The organism is Sphingobium cyanobacteriorum, assembly GCF_030580935.1.
In the GTDB taxonomy this organism is placed as follows: domain Bacteria; phylum Pseudomonadota; class Alphaproteobacteria; order Sphingomonadales; family Sphingomonadaceae; genus Sphingobium; species Sphingobium cyanobacteriorum.
In genome coordinates, this window is record NZ_JAUQOM010000001.1 from 502,986 (window position 1) to 518,574 (window position 15,589).

The 15,589-nt window shown below is 63.3% G+C and carries 16 protein-coding genes; 7 read left to right on the top strand and 9 right to left on the bottom strand.

What is annotated here, in order from left to right; all coding sequences use genetic code 11:
* The first annotated feature begins 137 nt into the window (after nucleotides 1-137).
* The gene (locus Q4610_RS02405; protein WP_304534410.1) at nucleotides 138-1,148 is read left to right on the top strand and encodes a surface-adhesin E family protein; all 1,011 of its coding nucleotides are present in this window, start codon (nucleotides 138-140) and stop codon (nucleotides 1,146-1,148) included.
* Nucleotides 1,149-1,206: 58 nt separating this feature from the next.
* On the opposite strand, the gene tsf is transcribed toward Q4610_RS02405, so the two are convergent.
* Together tsf and rpsB are read right to left on the bottom strand one after the other, a co-directional pair.
* Nucleotides 1,207-2,133, bottom strand: a complete 927-nt coding sequence (gene tsf / locus Q4610_RS02410; protein ID WP_304534411.1) for a translation elongation factor Ts — start codon at nucleotides 2,131-2,133, stop codon at nucleotides 1,207-1,209.
* Between the two features lie 109 nt (nucleotides 2,134-2,242).
* A complete protein-coding gene (gene rpsB / locus Q4610_RS02415; protein ID WP_304534412.1) occupies nucleotides 2,243-3,001 on the bottom strand; it encodes a 30S ribosomal protein S2 in 759 nt (252 codons plus the stop codon).
* 255 nt (nucleotides 3,002-3,256) lie between these two features.
* Between rpsB and Q4610_RS02420 the strand changes: the two genes are divergently transcribed.
* On the top strand, nucleotides 3,257-3,484 hold the full coding sequence (locus Q4610_RS02420; RefSeq protein WP_304534413.1) for a hypothetical protein: 228 nt from the start codon (nucleotides 3,257-3,259) through the stop codon (nucleotides 3,482-3,484).
* 23 nt (nucleotides 3,485-3,507) lie between these two features.
* Here Q4610_RS02420 and Q4610_RS02425 read toward each other — a convergent pair whose 3' ends face one another.
* Nucleotides 3,508-4,245 carry a CDP-alcohol phosphatidyltransferase family protein gene (locus tag Q4610_RS02425; protein ID WP_304534848.1) on the bottom strand — a complete coding sequence of 246 codons (738 nt, stop codon included), beginning with the start codon at nucleotides 4,243-4,245 and terminating at the stop codon, nucleotides 3,508-3,510.
* Between the two features lie 139 nt (nucleotides 4,246-4,384).
* Nucleotides 4,385-5,119, bottom strand: a complete 735-nt coding sequence (locus Q4610_RS02430) for a phosphatidylserine decarboxylase (RefSeq protein ID WP_304534414.1) — start codon at nucleotides 5,117-5,119, stop codon at nucleotides 4,385-4,387.
* Between the two features lie 161 nt (nucleotides 5,120-5,280).
* Here Q4610_RS02430 and Q4610_RS02435 point away from each other — a divergent pair, with 161 nt between their 5' ends.
* Nucleotides 5,281-6,501, top strand: coding sequence for an NADP-dependent isocitrate dehydrogenase (locus Q4610_RS02435; protein ID WP_304534415.1), 1,221 nt, complete (start codon nucleotides 5,281-5,283; stop codon nucleotides 6,499-6,501).
* Between the two features lie 111 nt (nucleotides 6,502-6,612).
* A complete protein-coding gene (locus Q4610_RS02440) occupies nucleotides 6,613-8,226 on the top strand; it encodes a bifunctional GNAT family N-acetyltransferase/carbon-nitrogen hydrolase family protein (protein ID WP_304534416.1) in 1,614 nt (537 codons plus the stop codon).
* A gap of 81 nt (nucleotides 8,227-8,307) precedes the next feature.
* Here Q4610_RS02440 and sdhA read toward each other — a convergent pair whose 3' ends face one another.
* The 3 genes from sdhA to sdhC are packed head-to-tail and all read right to left on the bottom strand — an operon-like array spanning nucleotide 8,308 to nucleotide 10,894.
* Nucleotides 8,308-10,110, bottom strand: a complete 1,803-nt coding sequence (sdhA, locus tag Q4610_RS02445) for a succinate dehydrogenase flavoprotein subunit (protein ID WP_304534417.1) — start codon at nucleotides 10,108-10,110, stop codon at nucleotides 8,308-8,310.
* Entirely contained in the window at nucleotides 10,107-10,499 is a 393-nt protein-coding gene (gene sdhD / locus Q4610_RS02450) for a succinate dehydrogenase, hydrophobic membrane anchor protein (protein ID WP_304534418.1), read from the bottom strand. The genes sdhA and sdhD overlap by 4 nt, the downstream gene beginning before the upstream one ends.
* Nucleotides 10,499-10,894 (bottom strand): succinate dehydrogenase, cytochrome b556 subunit, encoded by a 396-nt coding sequence (gene sdhC, locus Q4610_RS02455; protein WP_304534419.1) that lies wholly within the window; start codon nucleotides 10,892-10,894, stop codon nucleotides 10,499-10,501. Before sdhC ends, sdhD begins: the two co-directional genes overlap by 1 nt.
* A 199-nt stretch (nucleotides 10,895-11,093) precedes the next feature.
* On the opposite strand from sdhC, the gene Q4610_RS02460 reads away from it, so the two are divergent.
* The 3 genes from Q4610_RS02460 to Q4610_RS02470 are packed head-to-tail and all read left to right on the top strand — an operon-like array spanning nucleotide 11,094 to nucleotide 14,198.
* Nucleotides 11,094-12,428 carry a methyl-accepting chemotaxis protein gene (locus Q4610_RS02460; RefSeq protein WP_304534420.1) on the top strand — a complete coding sequence of 445 codons (1,335 nt, stop codon included), beginning with the start codon at nucleotides 11,094-11,096 and terminating at the stop codon, nucleotides 12,426-12,428.
* Nucleotides 12,429-12,467: 39 nt separating this feature from the next.
* Entirely contained in the window at nucleotides 12,468-13,460 is a 993-nt protein-coding gene (locus Q4610_RS02465; RefSeq protein WP_304534421.1) for a 50S ribosomal protein L11 methyltransferase, read from the top strand.
* 18 nt (nucleotides 13,461-13,478) lie between these two features.
* Nucleotides 13,479-14,198, top strand: a complete 720-nt coding sequence (locus Q4610_RS02470) for a dienelactone hydrolase family protein (protein WP_304534422.1) — start codon at nucleotides 13,479-13,481, stop codon at nucleotides 14,196-14,198.
* A gap of 12 nt (nucleotides 14,199-14,210) precedes the next feature.
* On the opposite strand, the gene Q4610_RS02475 is transcribed toward Q4610_RS02470, so the two are convergent.
* On the bottom strand, nucleotides 14,211-14,729 hold the full coding sequence (locus Q4610_RS02475) for a DUF2239 family protein (protein WP_304534423.1): 519 nt from the start codon (nucleotides 14,727-14,729) through the stop codon (nucleotides 14,211-14,213).
* Nucleotides 14,730-14,796: 67 nt separating this feature from the next.
* A complete protein-coding gene (gene xth, locus Q4610_RS02480) occupies nucleotides 14,797-15,573 on the bottom strand; it encodes an exodeoxyribonuclease III (RefSeq protein WP_304534424.1) in 777 nt (258 codons plus the stop codon).
* Between the last annotated feature and the right edge of the window lie 16 nt (nucleotides 15,574-15,589).

Below are 15,589 nucleotides of genomic sequence, written 5' to 3' on the forward strand. Positions count from 1 at the left end.
TTCGCCAACACCTCTCTTTGACGTGCAGCACATCTTTGACGTGCGACCCAACCTGCCTTGTCGCGCATCGTTTTACGATTATTAAAACAGATCAATGTAGTCAGGGAAAAAGCATCACTTTAACTGGGAAGTCAGTCATGTTCCTGCGCCACTGCCCCCGGCAACACTTCATTAATTGGAAACCTATAATCAGAGTCATCGCTACATCCATAGCTCTGGCGCAGGCAGGAACAGCATTTACCGCCAATATTAATCACAGAAAAATATCCGACAAGATGGAAGCGATTATTATATCAGGCGAAATCGACAATAGTGACGTTAAAAATTTCCGCGAAATTGCGGTCAAATATCCTGAATCAGTTGTTATATTGAACAGCAATGGCGGGTCGCTAATTCCCGCAATTGAAATCGGGAAAATAATACGCATCTCAGGTTTCTATACACTCGTACCGCCACAAGCGAAATGCACATCTTCATGCGCTTTGATATGGGTAGCCGGAGACAAGCGGTTTCTCTCAAAGACCGGAATGGTGGGCTTTCATGCCAGTTATCGCGACCACAATGGAAGAGTAGAGGAATCTGGCCTAGGCAACGCGCTGGTAGGCAACTATCTAACTTTACTGAACTTTTCTCAGAAGGCGATCATCTTTGCTACGACTGCGTCACCTGATAAAATTTTCTGGCTGAACCGAGCCAATCAGTCAGTCGCTGATATTTCGTTCGAAGATTTCGATCTGCCCGCCCCAAAGGATTCTGCTCCTCCGCCTATCCAGACGGTTCGGACGCCACCGCCAGTGTTTAACCCTGCGCCACCCAAAGCGTCCAGCGACGTCCAATGGATTGAATATGCGAGCACTAGCGCCGGGACAGTATTTTACTACGATCTGAGTTCCGTAAAGCGAACAAGCGGACGAATTAGCGTATGGATCCTTGCAGATTATTCCAAGAACGCGAAGGTTGCTCACCGGAGCAGCAAGGATCTCTACGAATATGATTGCCCAAACCAAACGTCGCGAAGCAAAATTTCTATTGACTATGACTCGTCAGGATCGGTGATAAGATCAAGCAGTCTTAGCCCTTATGCTTCGTTTGAACCTCTGGTTCCTGAAACGGTCGGGATGGCATTGTGGCAGGAGATTTGTCAGTAATAAAAAGGGCGCCCCGCAGGACGCCCCTTTCCTTTTCCATATCGCGTGACGCGAAAGATCAGACGCCGGCAGCAGCAGCCACTTCGGCGGCGAAGTCGCTGACTTCCTTTTCGATGCCTTCGCCGAGCTGGAAGCGGACATAGCTTTTGAGCGTGATCGACTTGCCGGCATCCTTGGCCGCCTTGGCGACGACATCGGCAACCGGGGTCTTGTTATCCATCACGAACAATTGGCTGAGCAACGCCTGTTCCTTGGCGAACTTGGCGACCGCGCCGTCGACCATCTTGGCGACGATTTCGGCGGGCTTGCCGCTTTCGGCAGCCTTTTCAGCGGCGATGGCGCGTTCACGCTCCAGCAGCGCGGGGTCGATGTCAGCCGCCGACAGCGCCAGCGGGAAGGCCGCGGCGATGTGCATGGCCAGTTGCTTGCCCAGCGGCTCCAGCACGTCGGCCGGTGCATCGCCTTCCAGCGCGACCAGCACGCCGATCTTGCCCAGGCCCGGCGCAGCCGCGTTGTGGACATAGGGGACGACGACGCCCTGGGTCACGGACACATGGGCGACGCGGCGGACATTCTGGTTCTCGCCGATGGTGGCGATGTTGGCGACCAGCTTTTCAGCGATCGTGCCGCCGGCCGGATGGGCCTGCGCCGACAACGCTTCGGCGTCGGCCGCGCCGGTTTCGAGCGCGACGGCCGACACGGTGCGGACGAAGTCCTGGAACTGGTCGTTCTTGGCGACGAAGTCGGTTTCGCTGTTCACTTCGACGGCGACGCCCTTGGTGCCGGCGACAGCCACGCCGACCAGACCTTCAGCGGCGGTGCGGCTCGACTTCTTCTGCGCGGCGGCCAGACCCTTGGCACGCAGCCAGTCGGTTGCCGCTTCGATGTCGCCATTGGCTTCGGTGAGCGCCTTCTTGCAATCCATCATGCCCGCGCCCGAACGGTCGCGCAGTTCCTTGACGGCGGCAGCGGTAATCTCGGCCATGTTTCGGCTCCTAATTTCAGTGTTTCAAATATGAATGCTCAGACAGGCGTTAGGGCGCGTCCCCGAAGAGCGCGCCCTAGCCTGTCATTCCTACAGTCGTGCGACGCTCTTAGGCTTCGGCAACGACCTCTTCGACTTCCGGCTCGGCCAGCGCGCCGAGATCGACGCCCGAAGCCTGCTGCGCACCACGGTTGCCCTTGGTGGCGGCGGCGGCGATCGCGTCGCAATAGAGGCGGATCGCGCGGCTGGCGTCGTCATTCGCCGGAACCGGGAAGGCGATGCCGTCGGGCGAGACGTTGGAATCGAGGATCGCGACGACCGGGATACCCAGCGTGTTGGCTTCCTTGATCGCCAGTTCTTCCTTGTTGGCGTCGATCACGAACATGACATCGGGGATGCCGTTCATGTCGCGGATGCCGCCCAGCGACAGTTCCAGCTTCTCGCGCTCGCGCGTCATCTGGAGCACTTCCTTCTTGGTAAAGCCATGGGTATCGCCCGACAGCTTTTCCTCAAGGGTCTTCAGACGCTTGATCGAACCCGAAATGGTCTTCCAGTTGGTGAGCATGCCGCCCAGCCAGCGATGGTTGACGAAATGCTGGCCCGACTTGCGGGCGGCTTCGGCGATGGGGTCCTGCGCCTGGCGCTTGGTGCCCACGAACAGCACCTTGCCGCCGGCGGCGACGGTCGCCGAAACGAAGTCGAGCGCGCGGCCGAACAGGGGCACGGTCTGCGACAGGTCAAGGATGTGGATGCCGTTGCGCTCGCCGAAGATGTACGGCTTCATGCGCGGGTTCCAGCGATGGGTCTGGTGGCCGAAATGGGCGCCAGCCTCGATCAATTGGTGCATGGTGACGACAGGTGCCGCCATAATCATTCTCCTTCCGGTTGGCCCTCTGGGAATCAGGAACCGCGAAACTGCCTGAAAGGCGGCGCGTGGCACCGGATATGTCGATTCCCATGTGGAATGGCCGCGCGTTTAGACGCGGAAAAAAGCAATTGCAAGGGTTGACGGCGTTCCACAAAGAGAACATAAGGGGAACAGGCGGAACAAATAGGGTTAACGCCAGTTTCAACCGTCATAATGCGCCATGCCGTGCAAATGGCAAGATGGAAAGTGACCGCTATGTTCGCTCTTGTTGCCGCAGCCCTGTTTTCCGCCGCTTTCCTGCTGGCGATCGGCACCATCGTCTGGATGTTCGCCCATTATCATGACAAGATGGTGGCCGCCCTCCAGTTCCAGCCTATCCCGCAGGATGCCCCGGTCTATCATCTGCGCGTCCGCCGCCCCCGCGTGGCGCAGCGCGCGCACAAGGCCGCCCTGCCCCTTCCGACCGGCGCGCTCGCCGCCTGACGCTCTTTCCGCCTGAGGAAAGCTCAGGCGGGGTCAATCACCGCCGCGGCCGCGTCGCGCTGCCGCCGCACCTTGGCGTAGGACAGCATCCCGAACGGAATGAGCGCGATATAGCCCGCGCACAGGATCAGCAGGGTCAGCCAGGGGTCCGTCACCAGCAGCGCCGCCATCAGGCCCGCCACCGCAATCGCCTCCAGCCGGATACGCTTGCGCAGGCGCAGCGCGGACCAGCTATAGGTGGCGATATTGGAGATCATCAGGAAGGCGCAGAAAGCGGTCCAGGGGGCCACGACATACCATGCGCGGAAAATCTCCTGCCCCGACACGAGCCAGAGATAGAGCGGCACGAAGGCGAGGCCCGCGCCCGCCGGGGCCGGCACCCCGGTCAGGAAGCCGGCGGATTTGTGCGGCTGAACGTCGACATCGATATTGGCGTTGAAGCGCGCGAGGCGCAGCGCGCAGGACAGCGCATGGGCGAGCGCGAAAATCCAGCCGAATTTCGGCATGGCGTGCAACGACCAGAGATAGAGGATCAGCGCGGGCGCCACGCCGAACGCGATCGAATCGGACAGCGAATCCAGTTCCGCGCCGAACCGGCTCTCCCCCCGGAGCAGCCGGGCGATGCGGCCATCCAGCCCATCCAGAACGCCCGCGAACAGGATGGACAGCACCGCCCGCTCCCACTCGCCCGAAATGCCGTAGCGCACCCCGGTCAGGCCGAAACAGAGCGCCATCGCCGTCACCGCATTGGGCGCCAGCATCCGCAGCGTAATCCCCCGGCGCAGCCCGCGCGGGATGGCGCGCCGCTGGCGGCTCACAGGCTGCGTCCGATTATGGCGGACGCGGTTGCGGCCTTCGCGGGGACATCGCCCAGCCGGGCATCATGGAGCAGCGCAACAATCACTGCGCGATGCCCGCCACCACCCGGCGATCGCCGATCTGGCCCAGAATCGTTTCGCCCGCGACCGTCCGCTGGCCCAGGATCACGCGCGGCGCGGTACCGGCGGGCAGATAGACATCGACACGGCTGCCGAAACGGATCAGGCCGATGCGCTGCCCTGCCGCAACCATGTCGCCCGGCTTGACGAAGGGCACGATGCGCCGCGCGACCAGACCCGCGATCTGGGTGAAGCCGATGCGCACGCCGTCATGCCGTTCGACCAGGATATGCTGGCGCTCATTATCCTCGCTCGCCTTGTCCAGGTCCGCGTTCAGGAACTTGCCCGAAATATAGACGACCGACCGGATCGTGCCGCCGATGGGGGTACGGTTGATATGGACATCGAACACGCTCATGAAAATCGATACGCGGATCAGCGGCTGGTCGCCCAGGCCGTTGGGCCCGGCCATCTCGCGCGGCGGCGGCACGCGCTGGATCAGCGTCACCAGCCCGTCGGCGGGCGCGATGATCGCGCCATCATCCTGCGGGACGGCGCGCACGGGATCACGGAAGAAAGCAAAGACCCAGATCGTCACGATCAGCATCAGCCAGCCGATGATCTCCCACCCCAGCAGGAACAGGATGCCGGTGATCGCAACCGCAATCAGACCGAACTTCATCCCCTCCGGGTGCACCGAAGGAAAGCGCCATTTGACATTGCCGCCTGCGGCAATCGTGATTTCGTCATTGTCCATGGCCATCGTCTTTAGGGAGAGACTGATGCCGTGACAACGACCGATCCCGGCCAAGGCTCCACCACAGGGCAGATAACTGGCCGTGGATGGTTGAACATTGGCGTCGCTTTGCCTAGGGCGTGCCCATATTCCACCCAGCAAGAAGAAGGCAAACAGGCGCTATGGCCAAGATCAAGGTGAAAAACCCCGTCGTGGAGATCGACGGCGACGAAATGACCCGGATCATCTGGGAATGGATCCGTGAGCGCCTGATCCTCCCCTATCTCGACATCGACCTGAAATATTACGACCTGTCCGTCCAGAAGCGCGACGAGACGAACGACCAGATCACGATCGATTCCGCCAATGCGATCAAGCAATATGGCGTCGGCGTGAAATGCGCCACCATCACCCCGGACGAACAGCGGGTCGAGGAATTCAACCTCAAGTCGATGTGGAAATCGCCCAACGGCACGATCCGCAACATCCTGGGTGGCGTGGTGTTCCGTGAACCCATCGTCATCCGCAACGTGCCGCGCCTGGTTCCCGGCTGGACCGACCCGATCGTCATCGGCCGCCATGCCTTTGGCGACCAGTATCGCGCGACCGACTTCCTGGTCCCCGGTCCCGGCAAGCTGCGGATGGTGTGGGACGGCGAGAATGGCGAGAAGATCGAGAAGGAGGTTTTCGACTTCCCCAGCGCCGGTGTCGCCATGGGCATGTACAATCTGGACGATTCGATCCGCGATTTCGCGCGCGCCAGCATGAACTACGCCCTTGGCCGCGGCTGGCCGCTCTATCTGTCGACCAAGAACACCATCCTCAAAGCCTATGACGGCCGTTTCAAGGATCTGTTCCAGCAGGTGTTCGACACCGAATTCGCCGACCAGTTCAAGGCCGCCGGCATCGTCTATGAGCATCGCCTGATCGACGACATGGTTGCCTCCGCGCTCAAATGGAGCGGCAAGTTCGTGTGGGCGTGCAAAAATTATGACGGCGATGTTCAGTCGGACACCGTGGCGCAGGGCTTCGGCTCGCTCGGCCTCATGACCTCGGTTCTGCTGTCGCCCGATGGCAAGACGGTGGAAGCCGAAGCCGCGCACGGCACCGTCACCCGCCACTATCGCCAGCACCAGCAGGGCAAGGCGACCTCGACCAACCCGATCGCCTCGATCTTTGCCTGGACTCAGGGGCTGGCCTATCGCGGCAAGTTCGACGACACGCCCGACGTCACCAAGTTCGCCGAAACGCTGGAGCGCGTGTGCATCCAGACCGTCGAGGACGGCGCGATGACCAAGGATCTGGCGCTGCTGATCGGCCCGGAACAGGCGTGGATGACCACGGAGCAGTTCTTCGAACAAATCCGCGTCAATCTGGAAGCGGAAATGGCAAAGTGGGCGTAAAAGACTGGAACTGATTGCGGTTTCAGGCTTTCAATACGCAAACGGAACGAGGCGGCGCCGTGCAACCGGCGCCGCCTTTTCCTTGTGCGCAACGCCGGACGGGAGGCAGTCATGACCACAGGAACCAGAAAGCGTCTGGAGGTTCGCGCCGCGACGGCATCGGACGCGCGCGGCATCCAGCGCCTGATCGCGCGGGCCTATCCGGGCCTGCCCAATTATTCGCTGGCCACCATTCGCGGCCAGACCAACAATTTCCCCGGCGGCTGCTTCGTCGCCCTCTATGACGACAAGGTGGTCGGCTATTGCGCCACCATGCGCGTCAGCAAGGGCATGGCCTTTGCCAAGCATGACTGGGAGGAGATCACGGCCAACGGCTTTGGCACCCGCCACAGCGCGGCGGGCGAATGGCTTTACGGCTATGAAATGGCGGTCGATCCCAAGCTGCGCGGCCTGCGCATCGGCCAGCGCCTCTATGACGAGCGCAAGGAACTGGCCGAGGAGCTGGACCTGCACGGCATCGTCATCGCCGGGCGGATGCCGGGCTATCTGCGCGCCAAGCGCCGGGTCAGCGGGCCGAAGGACTATCTGGACAAGGTCGTGCAGGGCAAGATCCGCGACCAGGTGATCAGCTTCCAGCTCAAGAACCAGTTCGAACCGCTGGGCGTGCTGGAAAATTATCTGCCCGAAGATCGGCAGTCGGACGGCCATGCCGCCCACCTTGTCTGGCGCAATCCCTATGTCGACCCGGACGAGGCGCCTGAAATGCGCGTGCCGCGCGGGGTGGAGAGCGTCCGCATCGCGACCTGCCAGCTCCAGGCGCGCGCGGTGCAGGATTTCGACGAATTCATCCGCAACGTCGAATATTTCGTCGATGTCGCGGCGGATTACCGTTCGGACTTCATCATCTTCCCCGAACTCTTCACCCTGCCCCTCCTGTCCTTCGAAACCAAGAAGCTGACCCCGGTGGAGGCGATCGACAAGCTGACCGCCTACACCCCGCGCCTGACCAGAGAACTGGGCCGGATGGCGCTGGAATATAATATCAACATCATCGGCGGATCGCACCCGACCCGCGCCGACGATGGCGACGTGCAGAATATCGCCTATGTCGCGCTGCGCGACGGGTCGATCCACACGCAGGAAAAGATCCACCCCACCCCCAACGAAGCCTTCTGGTGGAACATCAAGGGCGGCGATTCGCTCGACGTGATCCAGACCGACTGCGGGCCGATCGGCGTGCTGATCTGTTATGACAGCGAATTTCCCGAACTGGCGCGCCGTCTGGTGGACCAGGGCGCGCGGATCATCTTCGTGCCCTTCTGCACCGATTCGCGGCTCGGATACATGCGCGTGCGCTATTGCGCGCAGGCCCGCGCGATCGAAAATCAATGCTATGTCGTCATGTCCGGCAATGTCGGCAACCTGCCCAATGTCGACAATATGGACATTCAATATGCCCAGAGCGCGATCCTGACGCCCTGCGACCTGCCTTTCGCGCGCGATGGCATCGCCGCGGAATCGACAGAGAATGTCGAGACGCTGACGATGGCGGACGTGAACCTGGCCGACCTGAGCTGGGCGCGGGCCGAAGGCACGGTGCGCAACCTGCGCGACCGGCGGTTCGACCTGTATCATATCGAATGGGACAGCAATCCCGACCACGGCCATGCGCCCAGCGGCGGGCCGGTGCCGGCCGGCGGGCATAATGCGCCGGGCGGGGGCTGAGGGCGAAGGGGCCGGCGCAGGCGACGCAAAAGGGCGGACCTTGCGGCCCGCCCTTTTCTTATGTCAGCGCTCGACGCGGCTTTAGTAAACGCGCGCCTTGGGCTTCACATATTCCGCTTCGTCGGTCATCGTATAGTCGTGGACCGGCCGGTAATCGAGCGTCACCTTGCCGCCCGAACCACCCCAGCCTTCGAACCAACTGATGGTGTGCTTCATCCAGTTTTCGTCGTCGCGGTTCGGGAAATCCTCATGCGCGTGGGCGCCGCGCGATTCCTTGCGGGCGTCGGCGCCTTCCATCGTGCAGATGGCCTGGCTCATCAGGTTGTCGAGTTCCAGCGTCTCGATAAGGTCGGTGTTCCAGATCAGCGAACGGTCGCTGACCTTCACGTCCTGAAGCCGCTTGTTGACCGCCTGCATCCGGGTGACGCCTTCGGCCAGCAGCGCGCTGTCGCGGAACACGGCGGCGTGCTTCTGCATGGTGCGCTGCATGTCGAGGCGGATGTCCGCCGTCGGCGTGCCGCCCTTGGCATTGCGATAATGGTCGAGGCGCGACAGCGCCAGGTCCGCCGCGTCGGCCGGCAGCGCCTTGTGCGGCGCGTTGGGCTTGAGATTGTCCTTGAGGAACAGGCCCGTGGCGCGGCCGAACACGACAAGGTCGATCAGCGAGTTGGAGCCAAGGCGATTGGCGCCATGGACCGACACGCAGGCCGCTTCGCCGACCGCGAACAGGCCCGGCACGATCACTTCGGGATCATCGCCCTTCTTGGTCACGACCTGGCCATGATAATTGCACGGGATGCCGCCCATATTATAGTGAACGGTCGGCGTCACGGGCAGCGGCTGGCGAGTGAGGTCCACGCCCGCGAAAATCTTGCCGCTCTCGGTGATGCCGGGCAGGCGCTCGGCCAGCACCTTGGGATCGATATGGTCGAGGTGCAGGAAGATATGATCCTTATGCTCGCCCACGCCGCGCCCTTCGCGCATTTCCATCGCCATGGAGCGGGACACGACATCGCGCGACGCCAGATCCTTGGCCGAGGGGGCATAGCGTTCCATGAAACGCTCGCCTTCGGAATTGGTGAGGTAGCCGCCCTCCCCGCGCGCGCCTTCGGTGATCAGCACGCCCGCGCCATAGATGCCGGTCGGGTGGAACTGCACGAACTCCAGATCCTGGAGCGGCAGCCCCGCACGCAGCACCATGCCGCCGCCGTCGCCGGTGCAGCTATGCGCCGATGTGGCCGAGAAATAGGCGCGGCCATAGCCGCCCGTCGCCAGCACGACCGCATGGGCACGGAAGCGGTGGATGCTGCCATCTTCCATACAGATGGCGATGACACCCCGGCATTCGCCATTTTCCATGATCAGGTCGATGGCGAAATATTCGATGTAGAAGTCCGCGTCATATTTCAGCGACTGCTGATAGAGCGCGTGGAGCATGGCGTGGCCGGTGCGGTCGGCCGCGGCGCAGGTGCGCTGCACTGGCGGGCCGGCGCCCATATTCTGCATGTGGCCGCCAAAGGGACGCTGATAGATGGTCCCGTCCTCGTTCCGGCTGAACGGCACGCCGGCATGTTCCAGCTCGATGACGGCGGCGGGCGCTTCGCGCACCATATATTCGATCGCGTCCTGATCGCCCAGCCAGTCGGACCCCTTGACGGTGTCATACATGTGCCAGGTCCAGTGATCGGGCGAATTATTGCCAAGGCTTGCGGCGATGCCGCCCTGCGCCGCGACGGTATGCGACCGGGTGGGGAACAGCTTGGTGATGCAGGCGGTTTTCAGGCCCGCTTCGGCGCTGCCCATGGTCGCGCGCAGGCCGGAGCCGCCCGCGCCCACGACGACCGTGTCATAGCTGTGGTCGATGATCTTATAGGCTTCGGTCATGGCTTGACGACCCCGATGAAGGCGATCTTGGCGATCGCGAAAACGCCTGCGGCCGCGCCGCCAAAGGCATAGAAGTTGAGCAGCAGCATGGAGAAGAAGGCCAGGCCCTTGTCATGGACATAATCCTCCAGCATCACCTGCATGCCCAGGCGCAGGTGCCAGAAGATGCTGACGATCATCAGCATCATCGGCACCGCGACCAGCGGGTTGGCGATCCAGTTGACGACACTTTCATAATCCAGCCCCGGCAGGCTCAGCAGGCTGAAAATCAGCCAGAGAACCAGCAGCAGATTGCCAACGGCGGTATAGCGCTGCGTCAGCCAGTGATGCGCGCCATGCCTGGCGGAGCCAAGGCCGCGGACGCGGCCGATACCAGTACCTGTACCCATCAGAGCGCCTTTCCGAAGATGATGAGCCAGACAAAGCCGGTCACGAGCAGCGAAGCCACGAAGGTCGCGATCGACCAGCTTTTGTTGCTCCGCAGCTCATAGCCCGCGCCCATATCGAGCACGAAGTGCCGCAGGCCCGAAAAGAGATGCTGGAAAAAGAACCAGGTCAGGCCGATCATCACCAGATAGCCGACCGGCGATGTCGCGCACTTTACGAAGGTCGCATAGGCTTCCGGCCCGGTCGCGGCCGCCATCAGCCACCAGATGAGGCCGAGCGCGCCGGCGGTCGCCAGGCCATTGCCCGTCACGCGGTGCATGATGGACACGGCCATCGCCGGTCCCCATTTCCAGATCGTCAAATGCGGCGAGAGTGGCCGGCTGGTGGATCGCGCCATGTCTAACCCTGTCCCTGATACGTGTCCCTGAGTCCCGTCCCCTTAAGAGCGAACAGGCGACAGGGCAAGCAGCGGAAAGCAACAGCAAAGCCATGGTCGCTTTCCTGCCTGCGGCCATGTGCGCATAAGAAGTGATTAACCAACCCGCGCTAAAGAGGACGGTGAACCCGAACACGTCATCAGCAAGGGCCTTTCCTTCATGCCGTCCACCACCTCCTCTGCCATTGCGACATCGGACTATCTGGCGGAAATCGACCCCACCGGCGCAATTGCGCGGGCCGCGCGCGAAATCGGTGACATGGCCGGCGACGAAATTGCGGCTATCGGCGCGATCTTCTTCACCACCTACATGCGTGAAACCGGGCTGCAACAAAGGCTGGCCGCGACGATCATCAGCCGGATCGAATCCGAATCCGGGAAATATGCGCAGGAAAAGCTGCTGCACTTTGGGGAAGGCCGCTGGGCCACGTCCGCTGCCGATTGCGTCCGCCATGCGCGCAAGCATGGCGTATCGGTCGGCGCCGTGCTCACCGCCGTCGCTGCCGCCAATGAACATATCTGTGATGTGATCTGGGACCGTTGCCGGGACGATGACGCCCGCTGCAAGCGGTTGATACGCACCATGCTGCAAATCGCGATGATCGATTCGGGATTCATGAGCAATGTCCTGGCCAGCGACCAGGCCGAAAGCCAGCGCGCCGAACGGCAGCGTTATGGCACCCTGTTCGAACAGCGGATCGTCGGCGAAATCGACGGTGCATCGAAACTGGGCGAATCACTGCGCGAGCAGGCCAAGGATGCGTCGGCCGCGACGCGCGGGATGCTGGGCAAGGCGTCCGAAGTCGCCGCCGCCGCCGAACAATCCGCCCTGGCGATGCGTGAAGCCGCCCGCACCTCCGCCGGCCTCATCCGCGCGATCGAGGACGCCCGCACCGAAGTGGAAAGCGCCGCCGAAGTCGCGCAGCGCGCCTCCGCCCAGTCGGGCGACGCGGTATCGATGTCCGCCACCCTGTCCGACCATGCCAAGTCGATCGAATCGATCCTGGGCCTGATCCGCGACATTGCCGGGCAGACCAATCTGCTGGCCCTCAACGCCACGATCGAGGCGGCGCGGGCCGGCGACGCCGGGCGCGGCTTTGCTGTCGTCGCGCAGGAAGTGAAGAGCCTGGCCAACCAGACCGCCCGCGCCACGGACGAGATCGCCGGCAAGATCGCGGACATTCAGGCGTCCACCCGCCAGTCGGTGGAAACCAATGAACGCATCCGCGATACCGTGGGCGAAGTACGGGCCAGCGCCGAACGCATCCGCCACGCCATGGACGCGCAGGCGCAGACCGTCACCATGATCACCGCCGCGGTCGACGAAACCGCACTGGCCGCCGATTCGATGTCGACCACCATTTCGGCGATCCGGCAGGACACCGAAATCGTGGCATCGGAAATCGACCAGCTCGAACGGGGCTTCGTCAGCGTCGAGGGCAAGCTCGCCAGCCTGCGCCACGCCTCGTCCGACTTCGGCCGGCAGGTCGCCTGACGCTTCCCCTCTCCCGCTGCCTGGGCTAAAGGCAGCGGGATGAATGATGTCGCAAATGCAGCGCAAAGCTGGAAAGTCACCCTGCCCTGCACCCGCGCCGAGGCCGAAGCGCTGGACGGGGACATTGCCGCCTTCGCGCTGATGGAGCGCCCCCCCGTGCTGATGACCAGCGAGACGGCGGAGGATGAGGCTGTCTGGCGCCTCGACGCCTATTTCGAGGGCAAGCCCGGCGCCGCCGCCATCAAATTGCTCAGGTCGCTCGTCCCCAGCGCGGCAGGCGCCAAACCGCTGGTCGAGGCGTTGCCCGACGAGGATTGGGTGACGATGAGCCAGCAGGGGCTGGACGCCGTGACCGCCGGGTGTTTCCATGTCCGCAACATCGCCACCGACCCCGCACTGCCCGGTCATGTGAACCTGCTGATCGAGGCGGGCCGCGCCTTTGGCACCGGCCAGCATGAAACCACCGCCGGCTGCCTTGCCATGCTGGACCGGATGCGGCGGGTCGGGATGCGTTTCCGCAATGTGGCCGATATCGGCACCGGCACCGGGCTGCTCGCCTTTGCCGCGCTGCATTTGTGGCGCCGCGCCCATGCCATCGCGTCCGACATAGACCCGGTGGCGGTCGAGATCAGCGCCGACAACGCCCGCGCCAACGGCATCGCGCTGGGCGACGGGCCGGGCCGGCTGGCGCTGGTGACGGCGGCGGGCGCGGACCATGCCGCGATCGTCGGCCGCGCACCCTATGACCTTTTGATCGCCAACATCTTGGCCGGGCCGCTGATCGAACTGGCGCCATCGCTCTGCGCGCTGGTCGAGGATGGCGGGACGATCGTGCTGGCGGGGCTGCTGAACGAACAGGCCGACGCCGTGCTGGCCGCCTATCGCGCGCAGGGGATGCGGCTGGCCGAACGCAGCGACCGGGGCGACTGGCCCACGCTGCGCCTGCGCAAGCGGCCCAGCATCGGCTGGAAGCGCCCCCGGCGGATCAACCGGCGCGCGCGGGGCGAAGCGCCCGGCTTCGGCAGTATCTGAGCAGCATAGGAGCATCCCATGGCGATCACGCGCCGCATCATCCTGCATGATGGTCCAGGAGGGCCGTTCGAAAGCCTTGCGGTGGTGGACGACAGCATGAACCGATCGCGTCCCGGCGTGCTGCTCTTCCCCAATGTGCTGGGGACCAAGGACGCCGATTTCGCTTATGCGGAAAAGGTCGCGGCGCTGGGCTATGTCGTGCTGGTCGTCGACATTTATGGCCAGGGCAAGCGCACGACCCGCGCCGACGCCAATCCTGCGCTCTACATGAACGCCCTCAACGCCGACCGCGCACTGCTGCGCGACCGGGTCAATGCAGCGCATGCCGTGATCAAGGGATTGCCCGAAGTGGATGCCCGCCGCACCGCCGCGATCGGATTCTGCTTCGGCGGCAAATGCGTGCTCGACCTGGCCCGTTCAGGCGCCGACATGGCCGGCGGCGTCAGCTTCCATGGCGTCTATGATCCGCCGCCTTTCCCCCGTGCACAGATCACCGCCAGGCTGCTGATCTGCCATGGCTGGGATGATCCCATCGCCCCGCCCGACGCCATGACGGGCCTGGCGCAGGAACTGACGGAAGCAGGCTGCGACTGGCAGGTCCATGCCTATGGCCATACCGGCCACGCCTTCACTGACGCCAGCGTGCACATGCCGGAAAAGGGGCTGGCCTATAGTGCCGCCGCCGACCGGCGCAGCTTCCGGTCGATGGCCGATTTCCTGGGCGATCTGTTCGCCTGAGCCGGCCTGGCGTCAGGCGGCGAAGGCCGGCGCGGCCAGCGCCCGGCCATGATCGCGGATGCCCGAAGGCCAATTCTGTGACAACGACATGAACAACTGTTCGTCCTTTGCATAGAGCGCACGGATCGCCGCTTCATAATGGGGGCGGTCGCCCGCCATCACGGTCAGGAAATGATAGGCCGCGTCCATCGCCGCGCGTGGGCCGGGCGTGGCGGCGGCTTTCCGCGCATCCTCCACCAGACGGCGCAGCGTGGCGGAGGCGCCGCCCGGCTGGGTCGCCAGCCAGTCCCAATGGCGCGGCAGCAGCGTCACTTCGCGCGACTGGACGCCCAGTTTCGGCCGCCCCCTGCCGCGCGCTTCATCGATCACAGGGCCGCGCAGGTCGATATCCACCTGCCGCCCGGTCGCATCGTCGAACAGCCAGATATTCTGCGCCTCATCCCCCATGGCGTTCAGCGCGGCGCGCACCTCGCCCTCGTCCCCGGTCGCGATCCACAGGTCGCCCGCAAAGGCCGTCAATGTCCGTTCCATGCCGAATCTCCTTCGGCAATGGACATTATTACCCGGATGTTATTGAGTCAATATTATCCGGGTCAAATTATGCCGGACGCAGTTCCACCCAGGTCGGCGCATGGTCGCTGGCCTTTTCCCGGCCGCGAAAGTCCCGGTCCACCTGCGCGTCGATCAGCCGGTCGGCGGCAGCGGGGCTGAGCAGCAGATGGTCGATGCGAAAGCCCGCATCGCGTGGCCAGCAATTGGCCTGATAATCCCAGAAGGTCCATACCCCGCCATCGGGATGGCGGCTGAGGATCGCGTCGGTCCAGCCATCGCCCAGCAGGCGGCGATAGGCGGCGCGGCTTTCGGGTTGCATCAGCGCGTCGTCCTGCATCGCCTTGACGGAGAAAGTGTCCACGTCGCGCGGGATGACATTATAGTCGCCCGCCAGGATCGCGGGCACTTCCTCCGCCCAGATTTGCGCGGCGCGCGCGCGCAAGCGCTTCATCCAGCGGAGTTTATAGTCGAATTTGGGGCCAGGCTGCGGATTGCCGTTGGGCAGGTAGATGGATGCGACGCGCACGCCCTTCACATCGGCCTCCAGATAGCGGCTATGCTCGTCCTCTGCCTCGCCCTCCAGACCGCGCCGCACCTCCACCGGGGTTTCGCCGCGCGCCAGGATGGCGACGCCGTTGAAGCCCTTCTGCCCGTGCCAGATGACGCCATAGCCCGCCGCTTCGATATCCTTGACCGGGAACGTCTCGTCGCTGGTCTTGATCTCTTGCAGGCAGGCAATGTCAGGGCGCGTTTCGTCCAGCCATTCGATCAGGCGCGGCAGCCGCGCCTTGATGCCATTGATGTTGAAGGTGGCGATGCGCATGGAGCGGCCCAATCCT

Bases quoted from the DNA above. Each gene is read 5' to 3' on its own strand.
- Q4610_RS02430 (WP_304534414.1), bottom strand. From the start codon at position 5,119: ATGGACAATGACGAAATCACGATTGCCGCAGGCGGCAATGTCAAATGG.
- Q4610_RS02470 (WP_304534422.1), top strand. From the start codon at position 13,479: ATGGCGATCACGCGCCGCATCATCCTGCATGATGGTCCAGGAGGGCCG.
- Q4610_RS02475 (WP_304534423.1), bottom strand. From the start codon at position 14,729: ATGGAACGGACATTGACGGCCTTTGCGGGCGACCTGTGGATCGCGACC.
- sdhD (WP_304534418.1), bottom strand. From the start codon at position 10,499: ATGGGTACAGGTACTGGTATCGGCCGCGTCCGCGGCCTTGGCTCCGCC.
- Q4610_RS02460 (WP_304534420.1), top strand. From the start codon at position 11,094: ATGCCGTCCACCACCTCCTCTGCCATTGCGACATCGGACTATCTGGCG.
- Q4610_RS02465 (WP_304534421.1), top strand. From the start codon at position 12,468: ATGAATGATGTCGCAAATGCAGCGCAAAGCTGGAAAGTCACCCTGCCC.
- Q4610_RS02435 (WP_304534415.1), top strand. From the start codon at position 5,281: ATGGCCAAGATCAAGGTGAAAAACCCCGTCGTGGAGATCGACGGCGAC.
- Q4610_RS02420 (WP_304534413.1), top strand. From the start codon at position 3,257: ATGTTCGCTCTTGTTGCCGCAGCCCTGTTTTCCGCCGCTTTCCTGCTG.
- Q4610_RS02425 (WP_304534848.1), bottom strand. From the start codon at position 4,245: ATGCTGGCGCCCAATGCGGTGACGGCGATGGCGCTCTGTTTCGGCCTG.
- Q4610_RS02405 (WP_304534410.1), top strand. From the start codon at position 138: ATGTTCCTGCGCCACTGCCCCCGGCAACACTTCATTAATTGGAAACCT.
- sdhC (WP_304534419.1), bottom strand. From the start codon at position 10,894: ATGGCGCGATCCACCAGCCGGCCACTCTCGCCGCATTTGACGATCTGG.
- tsf (WP_304534411.1), bottom strand. From the start codon at position 2,133: ATGGCCGAGATTACCGCTGCCGCCGTCAAGGAACTGCGCGACCGTTCG.
- sdhA (WP_304534417.1), bottom strand. From the start codon at position 10,110: ATGACCGAAGCCTATAAGATCATCGACCACAGCTATGACACGGTCGTC.
- rpsB (WP_304534412.1), bottom strand. From the start codon at position 3,001: ATGGCGGCACCTGTCGTCACCATGCACCAATTGATCGAGGCTGGCGCC.
- xth (WP_304534424.1), bottom strand. From the start codon at position 15,573: ATGCGCATCGCCACCTTCAACATCAATGGCATCAAGGCGCGGCTGCCG.
- Q4610_RS02440 (WP_304534416.1), top strand. From the start codon at position 6,613: ATGACCACAGGAACCAGAAAGCGTCTGGAGGTTCGCGCCGCGACGGCA.